Genomic DNA, 23,226 nt, shown 5'->3' on the forward strand with positions numbered 1-23,226 from the left:
TTTTTTATGCAGTTATCTTCCAGTATTATAACCATTGCAAAAAATAAGTACCTGATCGCAATTGCAGTTTTTCTTGTGATCATGTTATTTTTTGACCGCAATAATTTCTTTGAGCAAATGCGCCGCAAGCAGGAACTAAGCGAACTACAGGCCAGTAAAGAGCATTACCTGAAAGAGATAGATAAAACAAAAACAGCACTATCGGACTTAAGTAATAACCCCGCTGCCATTGAGAAATATGCCCGTGAACACTTCCAGATGAAACGCGATAATGAAGATGTTTTTATTGCTGTACCTGCCGCAGACACTTTAAAAAAATAGGCTTAACGCAATATTAAAACTATGAACTCGTTTTAATGTGTTACCAACTCCTGTGAAAGATCATATAAGCATGGCGGCTTATATCATTTATTCATAACTTAAAACACAGCCTATATCATGGTAAATTCTACTATAGAAGAGTTGGTTCTTTATATGTATAACGAATCTAACAACGACCGCAACAGGCAGATTGAAAGAGAATTAGAAGAAAATTGGGTATTGAGAGAAAAATTTAATGTCATTAAAGAATCTGCTGAAAGACTTGACCGCATGAAACTTGAATCTCCGAGACCTCAAACAATAGAAAGTATTTTAAAATACGCTGCTACCAAAACAAATATTAATTCTATCTGATCTGTTACAGACCAGGTTTAATACTTCATCAGTTTTTTTACAGCATCGCTTAGTCTTGCTTTTGCAAGAAAATTCTTTTCCAGTTCTATATTAAAGGGAACCGGTGTATCTAACGATGCACAACGGACAACCGGTGCATCCAGCATTTCAAAACAATGTTCGCTTATCCATGCACTTATTTCGCCGCCTATACCGCCGGTAAGGGTGTCTTCATGTAGTATCAGTACTTTCCCGGTAGCGGCAACAGATTCCCGTATGGCATCAAAATCCAGCGGTAATAAGGTTCTTAGATCAAGAATATACACGCTTAGTGCAGAATTATTGCCGGCATAGGCTTCGGCCCAATGTACCCCGCTGCCATAAGTTATAATGGTAAGATCATTCCCTTTTTTTACAATTCTTGCTTTACCAATTTCTGTTTCATAATACTCAATGGGCACCGTGCCACTGATGCTTCTGTATAAAGCCTTATGTTCAAAAAATAGAACCGGGTTCGGGTCATTGATTGCCGCAATCAGCAAGCCTTTTGCATCTGCCGGCGTAGCGGGATAAACAATCTTTAAACCAGGTACATGCATAAACCACGCTTCATTGCTTTGTGAATGAAATGGACCAGCACCTACACCTGCGCCTGCCGGCATTCGTATTACAATATCTGCCTGCTGCCCCCAGCGATAATGCATTTTTGCCAGGTTATTAACGATCTGGTTAAACCCAACACTTACAAAGTCTGCAAACTGCATTTCTACCACACTCTTACATTTTTCCAAAGCAAGACCGAGACCGGCACCAATTATTGCACTTTCACAAATTGGTGTATTGCGTACCCGCTCTTTTCCAAATGTCTTTACAAAACCTTCTGTAATCTTAAATGCACCGCCATATTCTGCAATATCCTGGCCCATTAATACAAGATTTTCATGCTGCTCCATTGATTGGTACAATCCTTCACTAATGGCATCTATAAATCTTTTTTCCTGTGTGCCGGGTGCATCTTTTTCATGCCTTTCCTTCGCCTCGCCCTGTGCAGCGATAAAAGTCTTTTTTGGTGCATACACGTCAGAAAGTTCAGTAAGCGTATCAGCTATAATTACGGCGCTTTCAAATGCACTTTTCAATTCCTCATCGATCGTCTGTTTTATTTCCTGGTGTATATGACTAACAGACGAATCACTCAGGATGTGCTGCTGCTGCAGGAATAATTCATAATTGTTCACCGGGTCTTTCTGCCCCCAGTATTCAAATAACTCCTGGGGCACATATTTTGTTCCACTTGCTTCTTCATGACCACGCATACGAAAGGTCATGCATTCTACCAGGTAGGGCTTTTGTTCTCTTATACAGTATTCCCTGATGCCCTTAATGGTATCGTAAACAGTCAGAATATTATTACCATCTATTTGTACGCCCTCCATTCCGTAACCCTTTGCCCTGTCCACAAGATTTGCGCACCGGTATTGTTCATGGGTGGGTGTACTAAGCCCATAACCGTTGTTTTCTATAATAAAAATGACGGGTAAATCCCATACTGCTGCAACATTTAATGCCTCGTGAAAATCGCCTTCACTTGTGCCGCCTTCACCGGTAAACGCAAGTGATACTTTTTTTTCGTGCTTTAATTTATATGCAAGCGCTACACCGTCTGCCAGCGCAAGTTGCGGACCAAGGTGAGAGATCATGCCACAAATAAAATGCTCAGACGATCCAAAATGAAAACTTCTTTCCCTGCCTTTACTGTACCCATCTTTACTGCCCTGCCATTGTTTAAAAAGTTTCTGCAACGGCATATTACGTGTAGTAAAAACGCCGAGGTTTCTGTGCAGCGGCATTATCCATTCATCTGCCTGGAGAGCCGCGGTGCAGCCTACCGCTATTGCTTCCTGGCCAATACCGCTGAACCATTTACTTATTTTTCCCTGGCGCAGCAATACAAGCATTTTCTCTTCTATCAACCTTGGAAGCAGCAACTGCTTGTAGAGTGCAATCAGTTCATCATCCGTTAGATTTTTTCTGTCGAAGTACATGGCGGCAATCATGTTTAATGTTTACGAAGATAGGAGTTATTAAATGCGAAAAAATATGACGGGAATGACGAAGATTAAATTTATGGGCCGGTCTTTTGTGCTGCTATGTGGCATCGTTGCGTCGCACTCTTGTACGCCTTGTCCATTTCCCGGCAATATGCTGTCAGCGCCCTTTTATAAATGCTTCAGCCAGGTAGCAGTGCAATATCTTTTAAGATCATCAGCCGCATTGTTGCTATGGTCTTCGCTTTTGCTCATTATCTTGCTGCAGTACAAGAGTGCGACGCAACGGAAGTCTCATTGCTTAACTGACGCCGGGTTCCAAAAAAATTCCTTATCTATGCCTTTCGTTAACAATAATTATTGCTTTTGCGAATAAATTAATTATAACTTTGTTTTTCACTTCTAAAAAATAATCTTATGGGTAGTTTAGGTATGCCGGAAATTATTGTAATAATAATTGCAGTGTTGATTCTTTTTGGCGGCAGAAAAATTCCTGAATTTATGAGGGGCTTGGGAAAAGGCATACGTGAATTTAACGATGCGAAGAATAATGTGAAGAAAGAACTGGAAGATGGCATGAACGAAAAAAGCACTACTACAAGTACCACTACTCAACAGTAATTTTTCCTTTTCTTAAAATCAGATCAGCCTTTGTTTAGTTTTAGATCTATCAAAGACTATCAATCTCATTTGCTTAACGGCCAAACTTCGTGTGTTGAGGCCGTTTCTTTTTATCTGGAGCATATAAGATTGAATAGCCACCTGAATGCTTTTCTTGAAGTTTATGATGAAGAGGCACTGAAACGTGCCGAAGAGCTAGATGCATTACTCGCCGCTGGCAAAAAGCCCGGGAAGATGCATGGTGTTGTTATTGCCCTTAAAGACGTTATTTGCTATAAAGATCACAAGGCATCTGCTGCCTCCCGCATATTGGAAAATTACACGGCTATCTATCATGCTACTGCGGTGGCAAAACTACTGGCAGAGGGTGCAATTATCATTGGCAGAAACAACTGTGATGAATTTGCAATGGGCAGCAGCAACGAAAACTCTTCATTTGGAAAAGTATTAAACGCTTTAGATAATCAACGTGTACCGGGGGGCTCAAGCGGCGGTTCAGCAGTAGCTGTACAGGCAGGTTTGTGTATGATAAGCCTGGGGAGTGATACAGGAGGATCTGTAAGACAGCCGGCAGATTTCTGTGGCATTGTGGGCTTAAAACCGGGTTACGGAAAGGTATCAAGATATGGACTGATAGCGTATGCCTCTTCTTTTGACCAGATTGGTGTATTTGCCAACAGTGTGGCCGATGCAGCCCTTACACTCGAAGTTATTGCCGGGGCAGACGAATTTGACAGCACTGCCGGCAATGAACCTGTGTTGCCATATTCTGCAAAACTCTCAGAAGGAAAACCTTCTTACAAAATTGCCTATTTTAAAGAAGCATTAGAGCACCCTAGCCTTGACCCTGAAATTGGCACTGCGATAAGGCAGATGATCACCAGGCTCCGGGAAAAAGGGCATGTGGTAGAGCCTGTACCTTTTGATTTTACCGATTATATTGTTCCTGCATATTATGTTTTAACAACTGCTGAAGCCTCCAGCAACCTTTCAAGGTTTGATGGAGTAAAGTATGGCTATTCGGCGAAAGCCGGCTTTACCGACCTGACAGATTTTTATAAGAAAAGCAGGAGCCACGGTTTTGGCAAAGAAGTAAAAAGAAGAATTATGCTTGGCACGTTTGTGCTGAGCGCTGGTTATTTCGATGCCTATTTTACCAAAGCGCAACAAGTAAGGCAGATATTGGTAGAGAAAACAGCAGAAATTTTTAGTTCATATGACATATTGATCAGTCCAACTGTACCATCTCCTGCTTTTAAATTTGGAGAAAAAAGCAACAACCCTATCGAAATGTTCCTCGCAGACATCTATACAGTCTACGCAAATTTGGTTGGTATTCCGGGGATATCTTTACCTTTATTTAAACACAGCTCTGGCATGCCTTTTGGTATTCAGGCGCAGTGCCCCCGTGAAGACGAATTAACATTGCTGCAATTCTCCCACAGGGTTATGACGGAAATATAACAACAGGAAGGTTTTTCTACAGTACAACAACAGTAAGGCTTAAGAAACAAGGCTGGTAATTCATCATATTTAAAAGCATTACAGCTATGCAAAAAGGCTCTTATTTACAAAGGCTGAGAAAACAGTTATCATTTAGCTGTGTTATTGTTGCTGCATCACTCAGTTTATTTTCTTTTTCCAACAAATCCCTGGCTAACGGCCGCAACGCTTACTATGGTGAGGGTGAAAAAGATAGCACTAAAGGTTTCAGAAGCCTTCTGACAAAGAACATCAACAGTTCAAATACTACCGTTCAATTTGAATTAAATGCCCGTATGGTTCCGTTTGTAACGGAATATGTAAAGAAACATGGCCACGGCCTGGAAAAAATGAAGACCTGGGGCGAGCCTTATTTCGCCATCTACGAGCGTATTTTAAGCGCCAATAATTTACCTGTCGAGCTAAAATACCTTTCCGTTGTGGAAAGCAATCTGAAAGGTGGCTGCGTTTCTTATGCCGGCGCCGTAGGCCCCTGGCAGTTGATGCCAGATGAGGCAAGGAGATTTGGACTAAAGGTTTCCCGTGGCTACGACGAACGGACTAACTTTTACAAAAGCACGGAAGCTGCCGCAAAACTTTTAAAAGAATTATACGAAGATTATAATGATTGGCTTTTGGTAATTGCTGCTTATAACTGCGGTAAAGGTGGCGTAAATAAAGCCATAGCAAAAGCAGGTTCTAAAAATTTCTACGAATTACAAATGTTTTTGCCTGAAGAAACACGTGGTCATGTAAAGAAGTATATTGCTACACATTATTTTTTTGAAGGAGCAGGTGGGTGGACAACGCTTACCGCAAAAGAGACCAGCGAGAAAAAGGAAAACCTCGCTTTTATATTAAGCAAAGCTGACACGGGCAAAAACTTAAACGTTCCGGCTTACGACATTACGGGAAAATACAATTCTGTTGTTACAGCAAACATGGTCCTGATGAGCATAGATGAGTTCAATGAATTGAATCCGTATTTTGACAAAACGCTTTCTGAAGGAAAAACTTACTCTTTAAAGCTGCCGAAAGAAAAACTGGAATTGTTTAAAGCAAAGAGACAACAGATCTTGTATGAGAGCGTGCAACTTTTGCTTTCAAACACAACGGCACAGCCTGTGAGTTCAGTAAACGCAGTAAATAATTAGGCCCTGCAAATAAGACATATTTTTTCTATAGATGAATACCAAACCGGTCTTTTAGATCGGTTTTTAATTGCCCTGCATCAAGAAAATGAATGCCATTGATACCTACAGCTTCCGCACCTTTTATATTACGAAGGTTATCATCGATCAATACTGCGCGGGATGGAGAAATTTGGTACCTGTTAAGCAATATTTGAAAAAACTCAGGATATGGTTTGCGTGTTTTCTCTTCGCCACTTACAACAATGCCATCAAACCATTGTAAAAAGGCAAATTTTTCAAGTGCCCTTGGAAATGTTTCAGCGCTCCAGTTAGTAAGAGCATATATCTTGAATTGCGCCATATTCTTTAACGCCTGGAAAATCTCAACCGTTTCGTGTAACTGGTCTCCCAACATTTCAATCCATCGTCCATAATATGCCGCTATTTCATTCTCCCATTCCGGATGTTTTGTAATAAGGTCTTGTGTTGCCTGCGCAAGCGGGTAACCCGCATCCTGGTTTTCGTTCCAATCATTGGTAGCAATGTTTTCCAGGAACCATTCTATTTCCTGCTCGGTTTTAAAAAGCTTTCTGTACATATACCTTGGGTTCCAGTCAATTAATACTGCACCAAGGTCAAAAATGATAGTATTGATCTGCTGTTCCATTTGCCTAATGTTTTATGCCTGCCGCAGCGGCCTGGTCTAAAAACCAATGTAGTTCTCCCTGTACTGGTTTGATGATCTGTGACGGATATTTATCGGGATTATAAGTGCCTTCCAATACTTCGTGCAACGCCTGCACCTTGTTGGCCCCGATAACGAGAAAAGCAACAGCCGCAGAATGGTTTACTATAGGATGCGTTAAAGTAACCCTGTGCATTTCCTGCTGTTCAAGCCATAAAGAAGTACAAAGTACTTCAGTTTCGTGTATCACACTTGTTTGCCCGGGAAATAAAGAAAGTGTATGTCCATCATCTCCCATTCCAAGTAGCACAAGATCAAACGTTGTTGCTGAGCCGGACTTATCAAAAGAGGGGAAATAGGCTTTCAATACCGCCTCGTATGCTTTGGCAGAATCGGGGGCCGTAATGTTTTCCGTCTGCATTACATGTATTTGGCCTTTCACCACCGGCACATGATCAAGCAATGTTTCAAAAGCCATCTTGGCATTATTTCGGTCATCATTAAAAGGTACAAACCGATCATCGCCCCAAAAGAAGTGTATTCTCCTCCAATCGATTTTACTTTTGTAAGGTTCGCCGGCCAGTAGTTCGTGTAGCTTTTTAGGCGTGCTGCCACCGCTTAATACCAACGTAAATCTATCCTGCGTTTCCAATCTTTTACTAATGTAAGCTACCATCCAGTCCGCCACGGTTTTACTGAAAGCCGCCGCATCCTCTGATATATGAAATTGATTCATGATGATTAAGTTATTTAAACAAAGACGCAAAGAGTAATTTTCTTTGCGTCTAAATATATTTTACTCTATCCTTCTTATTCTTTGTGCGGTGCGGGCAATGTTATCCAGTTATGCCCATCCCTTGCAATTAGTGCCTCAGCATCCTCGGGTCCCCAGCTTCCGGGTGCATAATTGGGAAAATCAACCGGTGGCCTTTGCTCCCATGTTTCAATAATTGGCATTACCACTTTCCATGCAGCATCTACCTGGTCTGCACGCATAAACTGTGTAGCATTTCCTTCCATTACATCGAGCAGTAAAGTTTCGTAAGCCTCCGGCTCATGGCCAGCCTCGTAAGCATCCTGGTAACTAAAGATCATGTCAACAGGGTTAAGCGTCATGGTTTGGCCCGGGCGTTTAGCCTGGAAACGCAGGCGTATATCCATTTCTGGTTGTATGCTTATTGTAAGCCTGTTTGGCCTCCAGGTTTCAGCAGCTTCAGGTGGAAAAGCATAGTGCGGTGCCGGCTTAAACTGGATAGTTATAATAGACGTTTTCTGATGCATCGATTTACCGGTACGTACATAAAATGGCACATCCTGCCAGCGCCAGTTATCTATATAAAACTTAACTGCAGCAAAGGTCTCCACGGGAGACTGCGGATCAACTTTCTCCTCCTGCCGGTATCCCTTAACTTCTTTTCCCTGCATCCATCCTTCGCCGTACTGACCACGCACGGCATATGCCTGCACTTCATCACGCTTTATTTTGCGTATAGCATTCAGTACATCAACTTTCTTGTTGCGAATTTCATTGGCATCGAAACTTACCGGAGCCTCCATTCCAATCATACAAAGCAACTGCAGAATATGGTTTTGTACCATATCCCTTAACGCACCGCTCTGTTCATAATATCCTCCGCGCCCCTCTACACCAACTGTCTCGGCAACGGTTATCTGTACATGATCTATGTAATTTCTATTCCATATTGGCTCAAAAAGTGCATTGGCAAAACGCAATGCCAGAATATTCTGAACGGTTTCTTTTCCCAGGTAATGATCTATGCGATAAATCTGGTCTTCGTCATAAAGCTTGGCCAGCAAACCATTTAGTTCCTGCGCACTCTTAAGATCATGCCCAAAGGGCTTTTCAACAACAATACGTGTACATCGCCTGTCTTTACAAATATTTAGGGCGCCAAGCTTGGTTGCAATATCGGGTACCAGTTGTGGAGCTACAGCGAGATAAAAGATAACATTTGGGTGTTCTCCAAACTCTTCTTCAAACTCTTTTACACGCTCCGTTATTTTATTGTACGAGTCCTGGTCTTCTGCATCCATCTGCAGGTAAGTAACAAAATTGGAAAAAGCTTTCCAGTGACCATTCAATTCACCTTTTCTCCTGGAAAATTCCTGTACTGCCTCGTACAGATGGCTGCGGAAAGTATCATTTTCGTAAGGCGTACGGCCAAGGCCAACTACCGCAAACTTTTCCGGCAGCCATTCATCTAAAAATAGATTGTATAAAGCAGGTATTAATTTACGTTGATTCAAATCGCCGCTGCCACCGAAAATGAAGATAACGGAGGCTGGTGGGCGATTATGATTATTGATGTTCGACATTGCTAAAAATTGAATCTGTTTATATTTTTGGAACGGGCAATTGGTTCCCTGCTCATCGCCTGTTGTGTCACTCACTTGTGCGCTTTCGCTATGGTCAACAACGATACTGCTATACTAAAAGCTTATGTTCACCAACTTGACAAACTTACAAGCCAGGTTTATTATAAGTGGCCAAATAACCGGAATGCTGGCTTCAATAAAATCTTTGCACTGGTCTTCGCATTTGCTTCATATAGTGCTAAACGCACAAGAGTGCGACGCAACGGAAGCTTCATAGTTATTCTTTAGCCTGGCTCATAAAAGAACTATTCATTACTGCCCCATACTGTGTGAAATGTACCTTCCTTGTCTGTTCTCTGGTAAGTATGTGCACCAAAATAATCTCTTTGTGCCTGTATAAGATTGGTTGGCATACGTTCTGTTGTGTAAGCATCAAAATAGGACAGCGCACTCATAAGGCATGCACATGACAGCTTGTTTTGAGATGCTATTTTTACAGCTGCACGCATATTCCGGTCTTTCTTTTTTATAATGCCTGCTATACTTTTGTCTAACAAAATATTGGGCAGTTTGTTACCTTTTTTATTGTAGGCATTGTAAAATACCTCAAGTAAAGAGGAACGGATAATACAGCCTCCGCGCCATGCTTTTACCACATCTTTTAAAGGTATATCCATCTTTAGTTCATAAGAAGCCTTGTGCAGCATTGCCAGGCCCTGCGCATAGCAGATGATTGTGGCAAAATACAATGCGTCATGCAGTTGTTTAATGATTGCTTCTTTGTTGCCCTTCATTATCTTGACTACGGGCTTATAAAGCGAAGCAGCAAGTACTCTTTCATCTTTATAAGCAGACACAGTACGCAGTGATACAGACATGTCTATGGTTGGAATAGCAACAGGCAGATCCATTGCATCCTGGCTTGTCCACTTACCCGTGCCTTTAGAACCGGCTTTGTCAAGAATCACATCCAGCAAATCGTTGCCGGTAAGGTCATCTTTTTGCAGAAATATATCCCGTGTAATTTCTACGAGAAATGATTGCAGTTCTCCATCATTCCATTGTTTAAAGACTTCATGAAGTTCGCTGTTACTTAATCCAGCGCCTCTTTTGAGAATGTCATACACCTCACTTATAAGTTGCATAATAGCATACTCAATACCGTTGTGTACCATTTTTACATAATGACCCGCCGCATCTTTACCCATATAAGCTGTGCACGGTTCGTTGTTCACTTTTGCAGCGATTGCTTCGAGTAATGGTTTAACATGCTGGTAAGCTTCTGCATCGCCACCGGGCATAATACTTGGGCCGTTCCTGGCGCCCTGCTCACCTCCGCTAACGCCCATACCCATAAAATGGATGCCCTTAGGATGCAAATAATTTACACGACGTAATGTATCCGTATAATGAGAGTTGCCTCCATCAATAATAATATCACCTTTACTGATTAGTGGTAAAAGGCTTTCTATTACATCATCTACCGGCTTTCCTGCTGGTACCAACATCATTATTTTTTTTGGCGCTTTCAGGTTGTTTACAAGATCAATCAGCGCTGTCACGCCTTTTACACTTGTTCCTTTCGTTGCCGAACTTTCTAATGATACACCCTTTTGTGCATCAAGATCAAAACCAATTACCGCAAATCCATGATCAGCCATGTTAAGAAGCAGGTTACGCCCCATAACACCAAGACCAATCATACCAAAATCATATTGCTGACTTTCCATGATTATTACTTTGAATTTGAAAATGCAAGTTAATACAATTGAAGACTAACCTTTGTTCTACATGGTAAAACATGACAGCTGAATGACTAATGCAGCTGAATTGTGGATGGGTTTGTATACGCGTTATTGGAACAATAAAAAAGTAGGCAAAAAAAAGCCACCAAAATGGTGGCCTTTTTTTACTGCTCTTATATAAAGATCTTATTTAGATTTTTTGAACTGAGGGAACGGAGCAGGAATAGTGTTTGGACCTTCTTCAGTTGTACCCGCAAGGTCAACAGTATTAGGATCGCCACCATCACTTAAGCTGAAGATGATTCTGTTTTCAGCAATACCTTCCTGTTCAACAAGATATTTCTGCACAGTGCTTACTCTATCCCAACCAAGCTGCATAGAACGCTTGTCAGATCCTTTGTAGTAACCTGTAAGTTTTACTTTACAATTAGGATTAGCATTCATTTGCTGAGCAACGTTTGTCAGTAAAGCTTTAGTTGTCGCGCTGATTGTAAGGCTACCAGATTTAAACTGTACACTTGGTAATGAAGTAATAGCACATGTTGTTTTCATGCTATCAATCGCATTACGCAATTCAGTGCAGCATGGTGGTTCAGGACATTTACCAACACCATCAGTATCTACAGGGAAGCAGTCACGTGCAGTAAGAGGTTCTTTGTCTTTATAATCAGGAACACCATCACCATCAGTATCTACGCTAACACCATGGCTGTCAACTTTTGCACCAGCCGGAGTGTTAGGCTCCATATCGAACTGATCAGTTACACCATCACCGTCAGCATCTGGTAATACTGGTGTAGGGATCTTCATGTGTTTTGGAGTATTAACTTCGTTGTATACGTAGTTATTTGGATTAAGCCACCAAAGAGGAGCAACTGCTTTAGAAGAATTGCCCAGGTTAAAGTTCAGTCTGAACTGTGTTGAACTAAGGAAATCGTTTGCAAGGCCTGTATTTACACCATCAAGGTTATCATCGAAAGGCATAGTAAATTTCTGCTCAAGACCAATGTTCACACGCTCAGAAACTTTAAATGCTATACCAGCACCAAGGTTTAATGCGTGGCGTATTAACCAGTTATCCTGGCTGCGGCCAACAGCATCTCTGCTACCATTGAGAACACCGCCGTTGGTTTCGTATTCACCATCAAGTTGATCTTTCAGATCGCTCTTAATATCACTTCTCTTGCCGGTGAAGTCAATGCCGCTATAGGTATATGGAGTACCATTTCCATTAAGCGCATCAACATCAATATCAGCGCCTAAAACGCTATAACCCGCTAAAACATAAATGTTAGTTTTCGGATTACCTCTGTAACCAGAAGCAGTATTAAGGCTTCCGATGAAGTCAACTGAAAGCTGGTGAATTTTTGTTCTGTAGTTAGCTACATATTTGTCACCATTGTTGAGGTAGTTGTTTCTCCATGGACCTGCCAGACCATCATTTGTATTTCTTAAACGGTAGTCGAGGCCTTTATTGATAGAACCATTATAGCTACCCCTAACAGATAATACATGTCCCAGAGATTTTCTTAAAGAGATACCACCGCCAAAGCCTAATGCAGGGTCGATATCAGAAAAAAGAAAAGAACCACCGCCACTTAATCCTAATTCCCACATGCTGCGTGGTTTAGAAGGATAAGGATACTGGTTGTTTAAAAACTCATTTTGCTGAGGCATGTTCTTCACTGATCTTTTCGAAGAATCAAGCACCCAGCCATAATCTGCATCACTTTTTTGAGCAAATGAAGCAGTAGCGACTAACCCTGATAGGGCTAAGATTGATAAAAACTTTCCGCTTGCCATAGGTAATAATTGATTTGTTTGTAATGTTTCCCACTTAAAATCTACCGACAAATTTATAGATAGATTATGAAATACCAAATTTTTACAATATATTTTCTCCCTTCCTGAAGACATCTTCTATAAATAAAATGATGCATGACAATAAATATTAATTGATGTAATCTTGCATTCAAGTAATAAAAATGGACAAGGCAACACAAGTAATTCAGCACGAAATAGCTCAGTTTGAAGATTATTTTAAGGAGGCAGTTAAGAGCAGAGTTCCTTTGCTGGACCGCATTATGCGCTATATTGTTAACAGAAAGGGTAAACAGTTACGACCCAAGTTCGTTCTACTGAGCGCCCGGCTTGGCGGTGATATAAATCTTTCAACTTTAAGAGCAGCCTCCCTGGTAGAACTGCTGCATACAGCCACTCTTGTACATGATGATGTGGTAGATGATTCAGACGAACGCCGGGGTTTTTTTTCGGTAAACGCGCTCTGGAAGAATAAAGTTGCCGTGTTGGTGGGCGACTATCTTCTCTCAAAAGGGCTTCTTCTTTCTCTTGACAACAACGACTTTGAGGTGCTAAAAATCCTGTCTGAAGCAGTTAAAATGATGAGCGAGGGAGAATTGCTTCAAATTGAAAAGGCAAGAAACCTGAATATTAGTGAAGACATCTATTACGATATCATTAAAGGTAAAACTGCTTCTTTGTTGTCTTCGGCCTGCGGAGCTGGCGCTTGCACGACCTTTAAAGACAACAACGCTGTAGAAAAATTAAAACGGTTTGGTGAATTAACAGGCATGGCATTCCAGATAAAAGATGATTTGTTTGACTATGGCAATGAAAACATTGGCAAGCCAACGGGTAATGATATAAAGGAAAAAAAGTTAACCCTACCTTTAATATATACGCTTAACAATTGCGATAAAATCATTAAAAACAAAATAATATACATAGTAAAAAACAATAATACCGATAAGGAAAAAGTTAAATTCGTTATAGACAATGTATATAAGTCGGGCGGCATTGATTACGCCCACAAGAAAATGCTCTCTTTCAGAGACGAAGCCCTTGAAATGTTGTACACTTTTGAAAAAACTGAAGCCAGGGACGCCTTGGAAGACCTTGTGAGATTTACTACTGACAGAAGTTTTTAATCACAGCCTAAAACCAGGAACAGCAACAGCGCATAAATTTTGTTTGAAAAGAATGGAAATAGCAATGCAAAAAAGATGGAAACTGTTAACAGCGAACGAAGATGAAGTAACTGTTTTGTACCATGCTTTAAAAATTCATCGCGCACTTTGCAAAATACTTATCCAGAGAGGCCACAATACTTTCGAAAAAGCAAAAAGTTTTTTCAGACCAGATCTTTCACAACTGCATGATCCATGGCTAATGAAGGACATGAAGGCTGCTACCAGGAGAATTGAGGAAGCTGTTGCTTCGGAAGAAAATATCCTGGTATTTGGGGATTACGACGTTGACGGCACAGCTGCTGTGGCTTGTATGTATCGTTTTCTTAAAAATCATTACCCCAATGTGGAGTTTTATATTCCACACCGGTATCGCGAAGGATACGGTATATCCAAAGCCGGGATAGATTATGCCTGCTCAAACAATTTTACGTTGATCATCTCATTGGATTGCGGTATCAAGTCCATTGACTTAATTGCATATGCAAAAACATTGGGCATCGAATTTATCGTGTGCGACCATCACATGCCCGATCAGGAATTACCGCCTGCCGTTGCGATCTTGAACCCAAAGCAATCAGACTGCAATTACCCTTATAAAGAACTTTGTGGATGTGGTGTCGGTTTCAAACTTATCCAGGCGCTTTGCGGGATATGGCAGCTACCTGACACCTATTTCCTGGAGTTCCTCGACCTTGTGGCAACAGCTATTGCAGCAGACATAGTGCCGCTCACCGGCGAAAACAGGATTCTCGCCTTCTACGGATTAAAAAAAGTGAATGAAAACCCGTGCATTGGCATAAAAGCTCTTTTAAAGCTTGCCGCACAGGAAAAAGAAGTACATATCACCAATCTCGTTTTTATCGTTGCACCACGCATCAACGCAGCAGGAAGAATGGATGATGCAAGAAAAGCAGTACAGCTTTTTATAGAAACAGACTATGTAAAAGCAATGGAATATGCAGAAATGCTGCACAATGACAATACAGACAGGAAAGAAGCAGATTTAAACATTACAGAAGAAGCATTGTCGATCATCCAGAACGATCAAACGCTCATCAACCGTAAAACCACCGTTATATACAGAGATCACTGGCATAAAGGTGTGGTGGGTATTGTTGCATCAAGGTTGATTGAAAATTTTTACCGGCCAACCATCGTGCTTACAAAAAGCGGAGACATCGTTGCCGGAAGCGCAAGAAGTGTTCCGGGTTTCAATCTTTACGAAGCTATACACGCATGCAGGGATTCCCTGCTTGGCTATGGCGGTCATTTCGCCGCTGCAGGTATGACACTCCTCGAAGAAAACGTGCAGCAGTTTGCTGATAAATTTGAAGACATCGTACAACAAACGATAGACCCGGAGTTACTCACACCAGAGATTATCATCGACGCATCAATTATGCTCAAAGATATAACTCCGTCCTTCTATAGCATCATACAACAAATGGAACCCTACGGTCCGGAAAACATGCGTCCTGTCTTCTTAACAAAAGGAGTGTTAGACACTGGTTTTTCAAAAATCGTTAAAGAAAAACATGTACGGTTTGTTGTCAGGCAAAACAATACAACCCTTACGGGCATCGGGTTCAATCTCGCCTATAAATTTCAATTACTAAAAAAAGATATCGCTTTCGATATTGTATATACACTGGATGTAAATGAATGGAACGGGCAGCAAAATCTTCAGCTAAGAGTAATCGATTTCAACACAGCTACATCTTAAATTAACTGTTCCCTGAACAACGATTTAAAAGTATGTTGCCGGCAGTAGTATTTCATGGCATCACCTGTTGTGTCACTCACTTGTACGTTCCGTTCATATGTCGGCTGAAGCGATCAGTTTCAGCAACATCGTAGTGAACTCAGCTTATAACCAGATGATCTCATCATTCAATGAACATCAATGCACAATTGTATGTGTGGCAATTCCATAAACAAGCACTATCCCAAATACAATGTAAATAATACCTGCAATGCGGTTAACAATATGAATGTTATGCGGGTTTAATTTCTCCCGTATTTTTCCAGCCAGCATAACTTTTAAGATATCTGCAAACAAGTTCAGCAAAAGGCAAACAGAAAAAGCTACAAGAATATACTGGTCGGGGTGTCGCTCTTTAGCCGCACCTGAAATTACCGCAGTAGATGCGCCAATCCAGAACAACAGTACACCCGGGTTTAAAAGATTCATAAAAAAACCCGAGAGAAATACACCTATAATATCACGCTTTCGCATCACGCTGATCTGGTTTTTTCCATCATCAGCCACAACTACCTTTTTAAAAAAAATCGTATAAATACCCATCAATACAAGAAAGCCGCTTCCAATACTGCCCAGTATGGTTTCATGCGTGAGGATCGATTCAAAAATGGAGGTAAAAAGGTTGCAGATCAGCACGACCGATATATCACTTGCAGAAACCCCGGCAATAAAGGCAAAACCACCCTTATGGCCGTTGGTCAGGCTTTGTTTTATCACAGAAAAGATTACCGGCCCCACAGAAATGCTTAATATAAGACCCAATGCCAAACCTTTCGCCAGTGCCGCAATCATTAATGAAGATATTAAAGTAAGTAATGATGTATGCTTAACGAAAATAAGCGCTTTAGCTGAATAATAGTAACAATGGTCTGTTAAGTGCAACCAACAAACTCTGCCTGTAAAAATTTCTGCTTGCTTATGTTATCAGAAGCAAACCTGCTAATGTATTCCCTCGTAAATCATTAAATACTATTAGCAACCAAACTCTTTTTTCTATAACTTGTATACAGAAATCCAGATAATTACAAACCCCAACCTTTAACAAGAATACCTAACCAAAAACCTGATAAATATGAAAAACCACGTACAGCAAAAAGAAAGAGTTCCTACGTATCAAAGTAAAGTAACACAAATAGACCAGGCAGTTTTCTTTTGTTACAATACATCTTCTCAGCGCGTTCCGGTAGGTATAGTAAAACATTTTACTTTTTGCAATAATGACTCCATAACTTTCATAGCAACACATTTACCGGTTACTGAAATACAGTGGCAATCTTTTGCAGGCGAATTGCATTTTTACAATAAAAACATTCCAGACTCCCTCGTATTACAAGGCATTGGTAAAGTCAGTTTCAATGAAGAAGTTACTGTATTGTTTAAGATACAACATGCTGTTTGTAACGGTAAACATATAGCAGACACACCAGGTGCCCATGCTTTATTTGTTAGCTTGCTTAAACCGTCATTGGCTTTTTACAAAAAAGGCTCAGAATTGTTGTTGCAGATTTTCCGGCGAAAGACAAACAGCGTTTTCCAATAACAATTGCAAAAAGCGATCGTTCACAAAAGGCCTGGAGTTAACGTTTTTCAAACAGCCACCAGGCTTTTTTTCTGCGTTTTATTTTATAGTTTGTCTCAATATATTTTGTTACATGCAGCATCGCTTCATTCACATCATCAGTAAACAATACAAGTTTTAAATCTTCGGGAGAGATCGTTCCCTGCTCATTCATATAGTTGATCTGGTCAATAAGCGTTTTATAGTATGCTGTACCATACACTACAATAGGAAATTGTGTTACTGTTTTTGTTTGTACCAGCGTAAGAATCTCATAAAATTCATCCATTGTACCAAAGCCACCTGGCATTATAATAAACGCATAAGAATATTTTGCCAGCAAAACCTTCCTTACAAAGAAGTGGTCAAAGGTTACAGAATTGGTGAGGTAAGGATTCTCCTTTTGCTCGTGCGGCAGTACAATATTGCAACCAACCGAGGTACCACCAGTTTCGAAAGCGCCACGGTTGGCAGCCTCCATAATGCCGGGGCCTCCGCCTGTCATTGTTGTAAAACCTAACCCTGCTATACGTTTACCAAAAGTTCTTGCTGCTTCGTAATAAGGATGATCTTCTTTAAACCTTGCAGACCCGAAAACGGTAATGCAAGGGCCAACAAAATGCAATGTTCTGAAGCCTTTAATAAACTGCCTGAAAACCTGGAATGCAAACTTCAGTTCGTAGGTTCTGCTCTTTGGGCCATCCAGGTAAACCTGTTCGTGCGCCGGTATTATTCTTTGATCCATATGCAATAAATAAAATTAAATATCAACAAAAGGTGTGTTATAGAAATACAATTTTTTACAGGCAAATGTTGCAACAGCATGTTCCTGCATAAATTATTTTTTGTGTGGGTAAGATACATGCGCCGGCATACCCTGAACTGCTGAATAATGTTATGTTGTACAAGAGTGCGACGCAACGATGCTAAATAGTAATACAACTGCCCGGCCCATAACAATTACACGCAGCACTTTAACGATTATTGATAAATTGCGCCACTAATTATTGATGATGCGTATTATTTCATACAACGTAAACGGTATAAGAGCAGCCATAAAAAAAGGTTTGATTGATTGGTTGCAGACAGACCCTGCCGAGGTTATTTGCCTGCAGGAAACAAAAGCCTGGAAAGATGATGTGGATTACAAAAAAATAGAAGCGCTTGGCTACAGCACCTATTGGTTTTCTGCAGAAAAAAAAGGTTACAGCGGTGTGGCAGTTTTTACAAAAATGCAACCGGATAATGTGCAGTTTGGAAATGGTATTATGCAAAGCGATGCAGAAGGCCGGGTAATACGCCTGGACTTTGGCGATATAACGTTGATCAACGCTTACTTTCCTTCGGGCACAAGCGGAGATATAAGGCAAACTTATAAATACCAGTGGCTGGATGAGTTTCTTGATTACATTGAAATATTGAAGCAATCACGCACAAAAATTGTGGTAACAGGCGATTACAATATTGCACACAAAGAGATCGATATTCACGACCCAAAGGGCAATAAAAACTCATCTGGTTTTTTGCCCGGAGAAAGAGCCTGGATGGATAAGTTTTTGCAACATGGTTTTGTAGACTCTTTCAGGGTTATAAGACCTGATGAGCGGCACCGCTACTCCTGGTGGAGCCAGCGGTTTCCGTCTGTAAGACTGAATAACAAGGGCTGGCGCATTGATTACATAACAGTGACAGCAAACATGGAAAAAAGCATTGTGGCTGCAGATATTTACCCGGATGTGAAGCACAGCGACCACTGCCCTGTTTTTGCTGAAATAAAAAATGAAGCATGATTATTTACAACGTTACAACCCACGTAGACCATTCGGTGCACGATGCATGGCTAAAGTGGATGCAGGAAGAGCATATTCCTGAAGTGTTAAATACAGGCTGTTTCACCAATCACCAGCTTGTAAAGCTGCTGGAAACGGATGAAACAGAAGGAATAACTTACGCTGTACAGTACTACGCGGACAGTAAAGCAGCATATAACCGGTATACCAGTATTTATGCAGCCAGACTGAGGCAGGCGGTAGCAGATAAATGGGGTGATAAAACAGTTGGTTTTCGCTCTCTTATGCAGGTTGTGCATTAATTGTGGATACTTTAAGAATATAATTTTATCAATTCAAAAAGAATGATATATTGTTCCAAAAGCCGCACCAGCATTGAATTGTAGCGGAATAGCGCTAAAACCCTTTGCCAGTATGGGTTTTAGCCGGTTGCAATTTTAACAGGCACTGCAAATGGGCATGGTTATTCTGCTGAAATCCTTTGCCCGCCTGCATTTAACAGCATCATAAAATTTGCTTAAGAGTTAAAAAAAATTTCATTGATTGGGAAAAGCAGATAAATTTGTTTTGTACTAATCAAATAAAAAAAATATTATGAACAAAGCTGAATTGGTTGCCAAACTTGCAGATGATGCAGGCATCACAAAAACACAGGCAAACGCTACTCTTGATTCTTTTGTAGAAGCTGTTACTAAAACTTTAAAAGGCGGCGGAAAAGTTACCCTGGTAGGTTTTGGTACTTTCTCTGTTTCTAAACGTGCTGCACGTACAGGTCGTAACCCACAAACAGGCGCTACCATCAAAATAAAAGCTAAAAAAGTAGCACGCTTTAAAGCTGGTAAAGAACTGAGTGCTAAATTGTAATCTACGGTTCTTACAAAAAAGAAAGCAGAAGAAACAACATCTTCTGCTTTTTTATGCTATGTAATTAAAGAGTTTTCTGCATTTTTGCAGCTTATTATAAACTTATAAAACAATAATTATGGGCAGAGGTGATAAAAAATCAAAAAAAGGTAAAATCTTCAAAGGCTCTTTCGGTAAAAGCCGTCCTGCAAAAGTTGTAAAAACAACAAAAGCAGAAGACAAGCAAAAAGCATAACTTATTTGTTGATTGAGTTGATAAGTGTTTAAGCTTATCAACCTTTCAACTGCTTGCAAAGCTTATGGCGCAAGCCTTTCGATTTTCCATCCCGTACCCGTTTTGCTATACAGCAATCTATCGTGCAGCCGGCTGCTTCTACCTTGCCAAAATTCAATTGTAAATGGTTTTATTCTATAGCCGCCCCAAAAATTTGGGCGTGGCACATCTTCTCCAAACTGCTTTGTATATTTCTCTACATTACCATCCAGCAATGTTCTACCATCTATAACGCTGCTTTGCGGAGAAGCCCAGGCACCCACCCTGCTGCCAACAGGTCTTGAATAAAAATATTCATCACTTTCTTCGGCCGTAACTTTTTGCGCAACGCCTTCTATACGCACCTGCCGCTCCAGTTCTTTCCAAAAAAACGTAAGCGCAGCATTAGGGTTTACATCTAACGTATGCCCCTTATGGCTGTTGTAATTTGTAAAAAATACAAACCCATTTTCATCATAATCTTTAAGCAACACAATTCGTGCAGAAGGCTTACCTGCAGGAGATGCTGTTGCAAGCGTCATAGCATTTACTTCGTCTATTTCACTGTTTACCGCTTCATTCCACCATTTTGTAAACTGGCTTATAGCATCTGCGGCGGCATCATTTTCGTTTAGCGTTTGCAGGCTGTAATTCTTTCTTATATCGGCCACGTCTTTTCTCATAGTATGTATTTTTTTGTACCGGGCTGTAACAATCCTCCCGGGCATCGTTGCGTCGCACTCTTGTACTGCAAAGCTTTATGGAGCTTCTCCGGCTCTACCGGCGTATAGTGTGGCTGCCAACAAGCCACCGCAAAATTAATTATTGATGACCAATGATGTGGTAACCGCGGTCATCACATTTTTGTGCACCACAAAAAAAACAGGTAGTATACTGTAACGGCTTAGATAAAGCAGATCGTTGTAGTTGCCATATAAACGGAACGTACAAGTGAGTGACACAACAGGCGATGCCATGAAAAACAATTGCTGATGCAACAATGCTATTTTGTATTTACGCTAATGCTTTGCAAAGCGAATAATAGTTGCACCTAACCGGTTGCAAATGACAATGGCATACAATAATTGCCCTATTGCTTAACCTTTCTTTTTGTAGCGGAATTTTTGAATACGGTTATCAAGAATGTCGCCTACATAAACATTGCCTTCTTTGTCTACCGTAATATTGTGGTACCGGCAAACAGGACCTTTGTAACTGCCGCTTCTGCCATATTTTTTTTGTATAACGTCTGCAGAATCGAGCACGATAATGTTTGATCCTTTTGTTTCAGTAATTGTAGAAACATAATCGGAAGCAAGCAGTGTATTGTGTATGGTATCTGTTTCCACGGAGTAAATTTTACCGAAAGATGTGTCTGATATATTGAGCAGAAATTTGCCTGTTGAATCGAAGACCTGTACCCGCTTATTCTCCCGGTCAGCCACGTATACGTTACCTTTTTTATCAAGCGATATATCGTGCGGAATCTGGAATTGCCCTTCATTCTTACCCTGCGTACCCCATTGAAAAAGGAACTTGCCCTTTGGTGAAAATTTGATGATACGGCTGTTGCCATAACCATCGGCCACATAAAAAGAGCCACCTGGGGTTACCGCCACGCTGGTGGGTTTATTAAAATGCAGGCGGTCGCTGCCACTTACACCTGCCTGCCCGAGTGTCATTAATAACTGTCCGTTGTGTGTAAACTTAAAAACCTGGTGCAACCCGAGGTCTGTAACCCAAACGTTATCGTTAAAATCGACGGTGAGGCCATGTGGCATTAAGAAAATACTATCGCCCCAGCTATTGATGATTTTGCCGGTTTGTTTATCCAGCTCAAGTACTGTTTTTTCAGTAATGGGATCTTTTGGTACATCGGCTTTCCATTCTCTAGAGGCCCGGTGAAAAACAAACACGTTGCCGGACGTATCTACATCTATGCCGGTAACATCTCCCAGTGGAAAGCTGTCGGGCAGTTGAGGCCAGTTATTGACCAGTTCGTACTGGTTTCGGTTTTCCTGTTGCGTATCTGTAAGGCCATTACATGCATAGAGGCATATAATAAACAAACAGAACATTGCTGGTTGCTTCATTGGTTTGAGATATTAGGGGGTAGCCGTAACGTTATATGCCAAATAGTAAGCTGACACAGATTTTTACTCCATAAATGGCAATAGTTCGTACAACGATTTTTCTTCTGCAACAATCCGGGTTGGTATGCTATTCCTGTAACTCCATTTTACCAGTCTTATAAAGCCTTTGTCCAGTTCAATTCCGGTGATGGTTCCGTCATCATAACAACAGCAGCCTGTGTTAAAGTAGGACGGGTTCATATTCTTGAAAGCGTTGTTCACAAAGTTGTATTCTCGTCTTCGTCGTGGAATCTCGGCAGCTATTCTGTCAATCGTTTGCTGGTCTTTGTTTTCTCTTGCCTGTTCCAATTTCAAATATAATCTTTCCAGGTGCGTTAAGGATTCAAATACGGGTTGATGCGTATGACCGGTTATTAATAAACAATAAGGTTGTTCATAAACCCAATCATACATCATTTGATTGTGGAGTGTTTTCAACTGGTTATTGCCTGATGGAGAATTAGTATTAATCTCTAAAAAGGCTTGTAAAGGCCCCCAAATATAACTAACAAACCATTTACTAAATGCATTTCCATCACTTTGTGCGTCTCCCTGGTGGCCGTGCGTACAAAATACATCCACATATTTGGTTTTTAACTGCACGCGGAGTACAATACCCTCAAAAATCTTTAGCTCTCTGCCATAAATGTTTTTAATATATTGTTGTGCAAAGGGATCGTTTTTCCAGAACAGATCGTGGTTGCCAATTATTTTGCAGTAAGCGTTTCTATCGATAAAAAGCTTTTCTTTTTCAAATGTTGCTTTATTATGCTTCATCACGGAGAATATATTGTTCTCCCACAGTTCTTCACTGTCGCCAAGATTTACAAAGTAAAAGTTGTTGTTATTATAATGCTCCAGTGCGCCAAGGTAGTTACCTTCTGCAAGACGAAAGTCATCAGAACCGTTCCTTGCGCCTTTGTGTTGATCAGAGAAAATGATTACAGATTGCTTCATAGGATCGAAGCTAAACATGCTGCCGCTCTTTTTACCGGGTTGGTCGAGCGACTGCTCATACAGTTTGCTTAATGATGCGAAGACATTGTCTCTTTTCGGGGCAGCAGCAAAGCGGTCAACGATATAAAGAACAGGTTTTGTAAGTAAATGCTTGAGTACCCGTTTGATGAAGTTCATGCGATAGCTTTATCACGAATAAGTTAAAGCAAAAACAC

The 23,226-nt window shown here is 40.8% G+C and carries 23 protein-coding genes; 12 read left to right on the forward strand and 11 right to left on the reverse strand.

What is annotated here, in order from left to right; translation table 11 throughout:
* Positions 1-6 precede the first annotated feature (6 nt).
* Complete coding sequence (locus tag I5907_RS03195) at positions 7-321, forward strand: FtsB family cell division protein (protein WP_196989282.1); 315 nt, start codon at positions 7-9, stop codon at positions 319-321.
* A 153-nt stretch (positions 322-474) separates the two neighbouring features.
* Complete coding sequence (locus I5907_RS03200; protein ID WP_196989283.1) at positions 475-675, forward strand: hypothetical protein; 201 nt, start codon at positions 475-477, stop codon at positions 673-675.
* A gap of 17 nt (positions 676-692) precedes the next feature.
* On the opposite strand, the gene I5907_RS03205 is transcribed toward I5907_RS03200, so the two are convergent.
* On the reverse strand, positions 693-2,711 hold the full coding sequence (locus tag I5907_RS03205) for an alpha-ketoacid dehydrogenase subunit alpha/beta (RefSeq protein WP_231401950.1): 2,019 nt from the start codon (positions 2,709-2,711) through the stop codon (positions 693-695).
* Positions 2,712-3,119: 408 nt separating this feature from the next.
* On the opposite strand from I5907_RS03205, the gene I5907_RS03210 reads away from it, so the two are divergent.
* From I5907_RS03210 to I5907_RS03220, 3 genes are all read left to right on the forward strand, one after another.
* Positions 3,120-3,323, forward strand: coding sequence for a Sec-independent protein translocase subunit TatA/TatB (locus I5907_RS03210; RefSeq protein WP_231401951.1), 204 nt, complete (start codon positions 3,120-3,122; stop codon positions 3,321-3,323).
* Positions 3,324-3,353: 30 nt separating this feature from the next.
* Positions 3,354-4,787, forward strand: a complete 1,434-nt coding sequence (gene gatA / locus I5907_RS03215) for an Asp-tRNA(Asn)/Glu-tRNA(Gln) amidotransferase subunit GatA (protein WP_196989284.1) — start codon at positions 3,354-3,356, stop codon at positions 4,785-4,787.
* Positions 4,788-4,873: 86 nt separating this feature from the next.
* A complete protein-coding gene (locus I5907_RS03220; protein ID WP_196989285.1) occupies positions 4,874-5,959 on the forward strand; it encodes a lytic transglycosylase domain-containing protein in 1,086 nt (361 codons plus the stop codon).
* Between the two features lie 25 nt (positions 5,960-5,984).
* Here I5907_RS03220 and I5907_RS03225 read toward each other — a convergent pair whose 3' ends face one another.
* The 5 genes from I5907_RS03225 to I5907_RS03245 form a co-directional block, all read right to left on the reverse strand.
* The gene (locus tag I5907_RS03225) at positions 5,985-6,605 is read right to left on the reverse strand and encodes an HAD family hydrolase (RefSeq protein ID WP_196989286.1); all 621 of its coding nucleotides are present in this window, start codon (positions 6,603-6,605) and stop codon (positions 5,985-5,987) included.
* Between the two features lie 4 nt (positions 6,606-6,609).
* Positions 6,610-7,359, reverse strand: a complete 750-nt coding sequence (pgl, locus tag I5907_RS03230) for a 6-phosphogluconolactonase (RefSeq protein WP_196989287.1) — start codon at positions 7,357-7,359, stop codon at positions 6,610-6,612.
* A 74-nt stretch (positions 7,360-7,433) separates the two neighbouring features.
* Positions 7,434-8,960: a glucose-6-phosphate dehydrogenase gene (gene zwf / locus I5907_RS03235; protein ID WP_196989288.1), complete on the reverse strand. Its 1,527-nt coding sequence runs from the start codon at positions 8,958-8,960 to the stop codon at positions 7,434-7,436.
* Positions 8,961-9,265: 305 nt separating this feature from the next.
* Complete coding sequence (gndA, locus tag I5907_RS03240) at positions 9,266-10,690, reverse strand: NADP-dependent phosphogluconate dehydrogenase (protein ID WP_196989289.1); 1,425 nt, start codon at positions 10,688-10,690, stop codon at positions 9,266-9,268.
* A gap of 201 nt (positions 10,691-10,891) precedes the next feature.
* On the reverse strand, positions 10,892-12,622 hold the full coding sequence (locus I5907_RS03245) for an OmpA family protein (RefSeq protein ID WP_196989290.1): 1,731 nt from the start codon (positions 12,620-12,622) through the stop codon (positions 10,892-10,894).
* 68 nt (positions 12,623-12,690) lie between these two features.
* Here I5907_RS03245 and I5907_RS03250 point away from each other — a divergent pair, with 68 nt between their 5' ends.
* Together I5907_RS03250 and recJ are read left to right on the forward strand one after the other, a co-directional pair.
* Positions 12,691-13,653: a polyprenyl synthetase family protein gene (locus tag I5907_RS03250; RefSeq protein ID WP_196989291.1), complete on the forward strand. Its 963-nt coding sequence runs from the start codon at positions 12,691-12,693 to the stop codon at positions 13,651-13,653.
* Between the two features lie 52 nt (positions 13,654-13,705).
* Positions 13,706-15,418, forward strand: coding sequence for a single-stranded-DNA-specific exonuclease RecJ (recJ, locus tag I5907_RS03255; RefSeq protein WP_231401952.1), 1,713 nt, complete (start codon positions 13,706-13,708; stop codon positions 15,416-15,418).
* A 177-nt stretch (positions 15,419-15,595) separates the two neighbouring features.
* On the opposite strand, the gene I5907_RS03260 is transcribed toward recJ, so the two are convergent.
* On the reverse strand, positions 15,596-16,249 hold the full coding sequence (locus I5907_RS03260) for a LysE family translocator (protein WP_196989292.1): 654 nt from the start codon (positions 16,247-16,249) through the stop codon (positions 15,596-15,598).
* Positions 16,250-16,529: 280 nt separating this feature from the next.
* Between I5907_RS03260 and I5907_RS03265 the strand changes: the two genes are divergently transcribed.
* Positions 16,530-16,997: a hypothetical protein gene (locus tag I5907_RS03265; RefSeq protein ID WP_196989293.1), complete on the forward strand. Its 468-nt coding sequence runs from the start codon at positions 16,530-16,532 to the stop codon at positions 16,995-16,997.
* Between the two features lie 37 nt (positions 16,998-17,034).
* Here I5907_RS03265 and I5907_RS03270 read toward each other — a convergent pair whose 3' ends face one another.
* Positions 17,035-17,760, reverse strand: a complete 726-nt coding sequence (locus I5907_RS03270; protein WP_196989294.1) for a TIGR00730 family Rossman fold protein — start codon at positions 17,758-17,760, stop codon at positions 17,035-17,037.
* 268 nt (positions 17,761-18,028) lie between these two features.
* Between I5907_RS03270 and I5907_RS03275 the strand changes: the two genes are divergently transcribed.
* From I5907_RS03275 to I5907_RS03290, 4 genes are all read left to right on the forward strand, one after another.
* Positions 18,029-18,805 carry an exodeoxyribonuclease III gene (locus I5907_RS03275; RefSeq protein WP_196989295.1) on the forward strand — a complete coding sequence of 259 codons (777 nt, stop codon included), beginning with the start codon at positions 18,029-18,031 and terminating at the stop codon, positions 18,803-18,805.
* Entirely contained in the window at positions 18,802-19,107 is a 306-nt protein-coding gene (locus I5907_RS03280; protein ID WP_196989296.1) for a DUF4286 family protein, read from the forward strand. Before I5907_RS03275 ends, I5907_RS03280 begins: the two co-directional genes overlap by 4 nt.
* A 292-nt stretch (positions 19,108-19,399) precedes the next feature.
* Positions 19,400-19,669, forward strand: coding sequence for an HU family DNA-binding protein (locus I5907_RS03285; protein ID WP_196989297.1), 270 nt, complete (start codon positions 19,400-19,402; stop codon positions 19,667-19,669).
* A gap of 118 nt (positions 19,670-19,787) precedes the next feature.
* Positions 19,788-19,904, forward strand: a complete 117-nt coding sequence (locus I5907_RS03290; protein ID WP_196989298.1) for a 30S ribosomal protein THX — start codon at positions 19,788-19,790, stop codon at positions 19,902-19,904.
* Between the two features lie 62 nt (positions 19,905-19,966).
* Here I5907_RS03290 and pdxH read toward each other — a convergent pair whose 3' ends face one another.
* From pdxH to I5907_RS03305, 3 genes are all read right to left on the reverse strand, one after another.
* The gene (gene pdxH / locus I5907_RS03295; RefSeq protein ID WP_196989299.1) at positions 19,967-20,605 is read right to left on the reverse strand and encodes a pyridoxamine 5'-phosphate oxidase; all 639 of its coding nucleotides are present in this window, start codon (positions 20,603-20,605) and stop codon (positions 19,967-19,969) included.
* Positions 20,606-21,019: 414 nt separating this feature from the next.
* A complete protein-coding gene (locus I5907_RS03300; protein WP_196989300.1) occupies positions 21,020-22,015 on the reverse strand; it encodes a peptidyl-alpha-hydroxyglycine alpha-amidating lyase family protein in 996 nt (331 codons plus the stop codon).
* A 63-nt stretch (positions 22,016-22,078) separates the two neighbouring features.
* Positions 22,079-23,188 (reverse strand): metallophosphoesterase, encoded by a 1,110-nt coding sequence (locus tag I5907_RS03305; RefSeq protein ID WP_231401953.1) that lies wholly within the window; start codon positions 23,186-23,188, stop codon positions 22,079-22,081.
* Positions 23,189-23,226 lie beyond the last annotated feature (38 nt).

Origin of the sequence: Panacibacter microcysteis (assembly GCF_015831355.1) — a bacterium.
GTDB lineage: Bacteria > Bacteroidota > Bacteroidia > Chitinophagales > Chitinophagaceae > Panacibacter > Panacibacter microcysteis.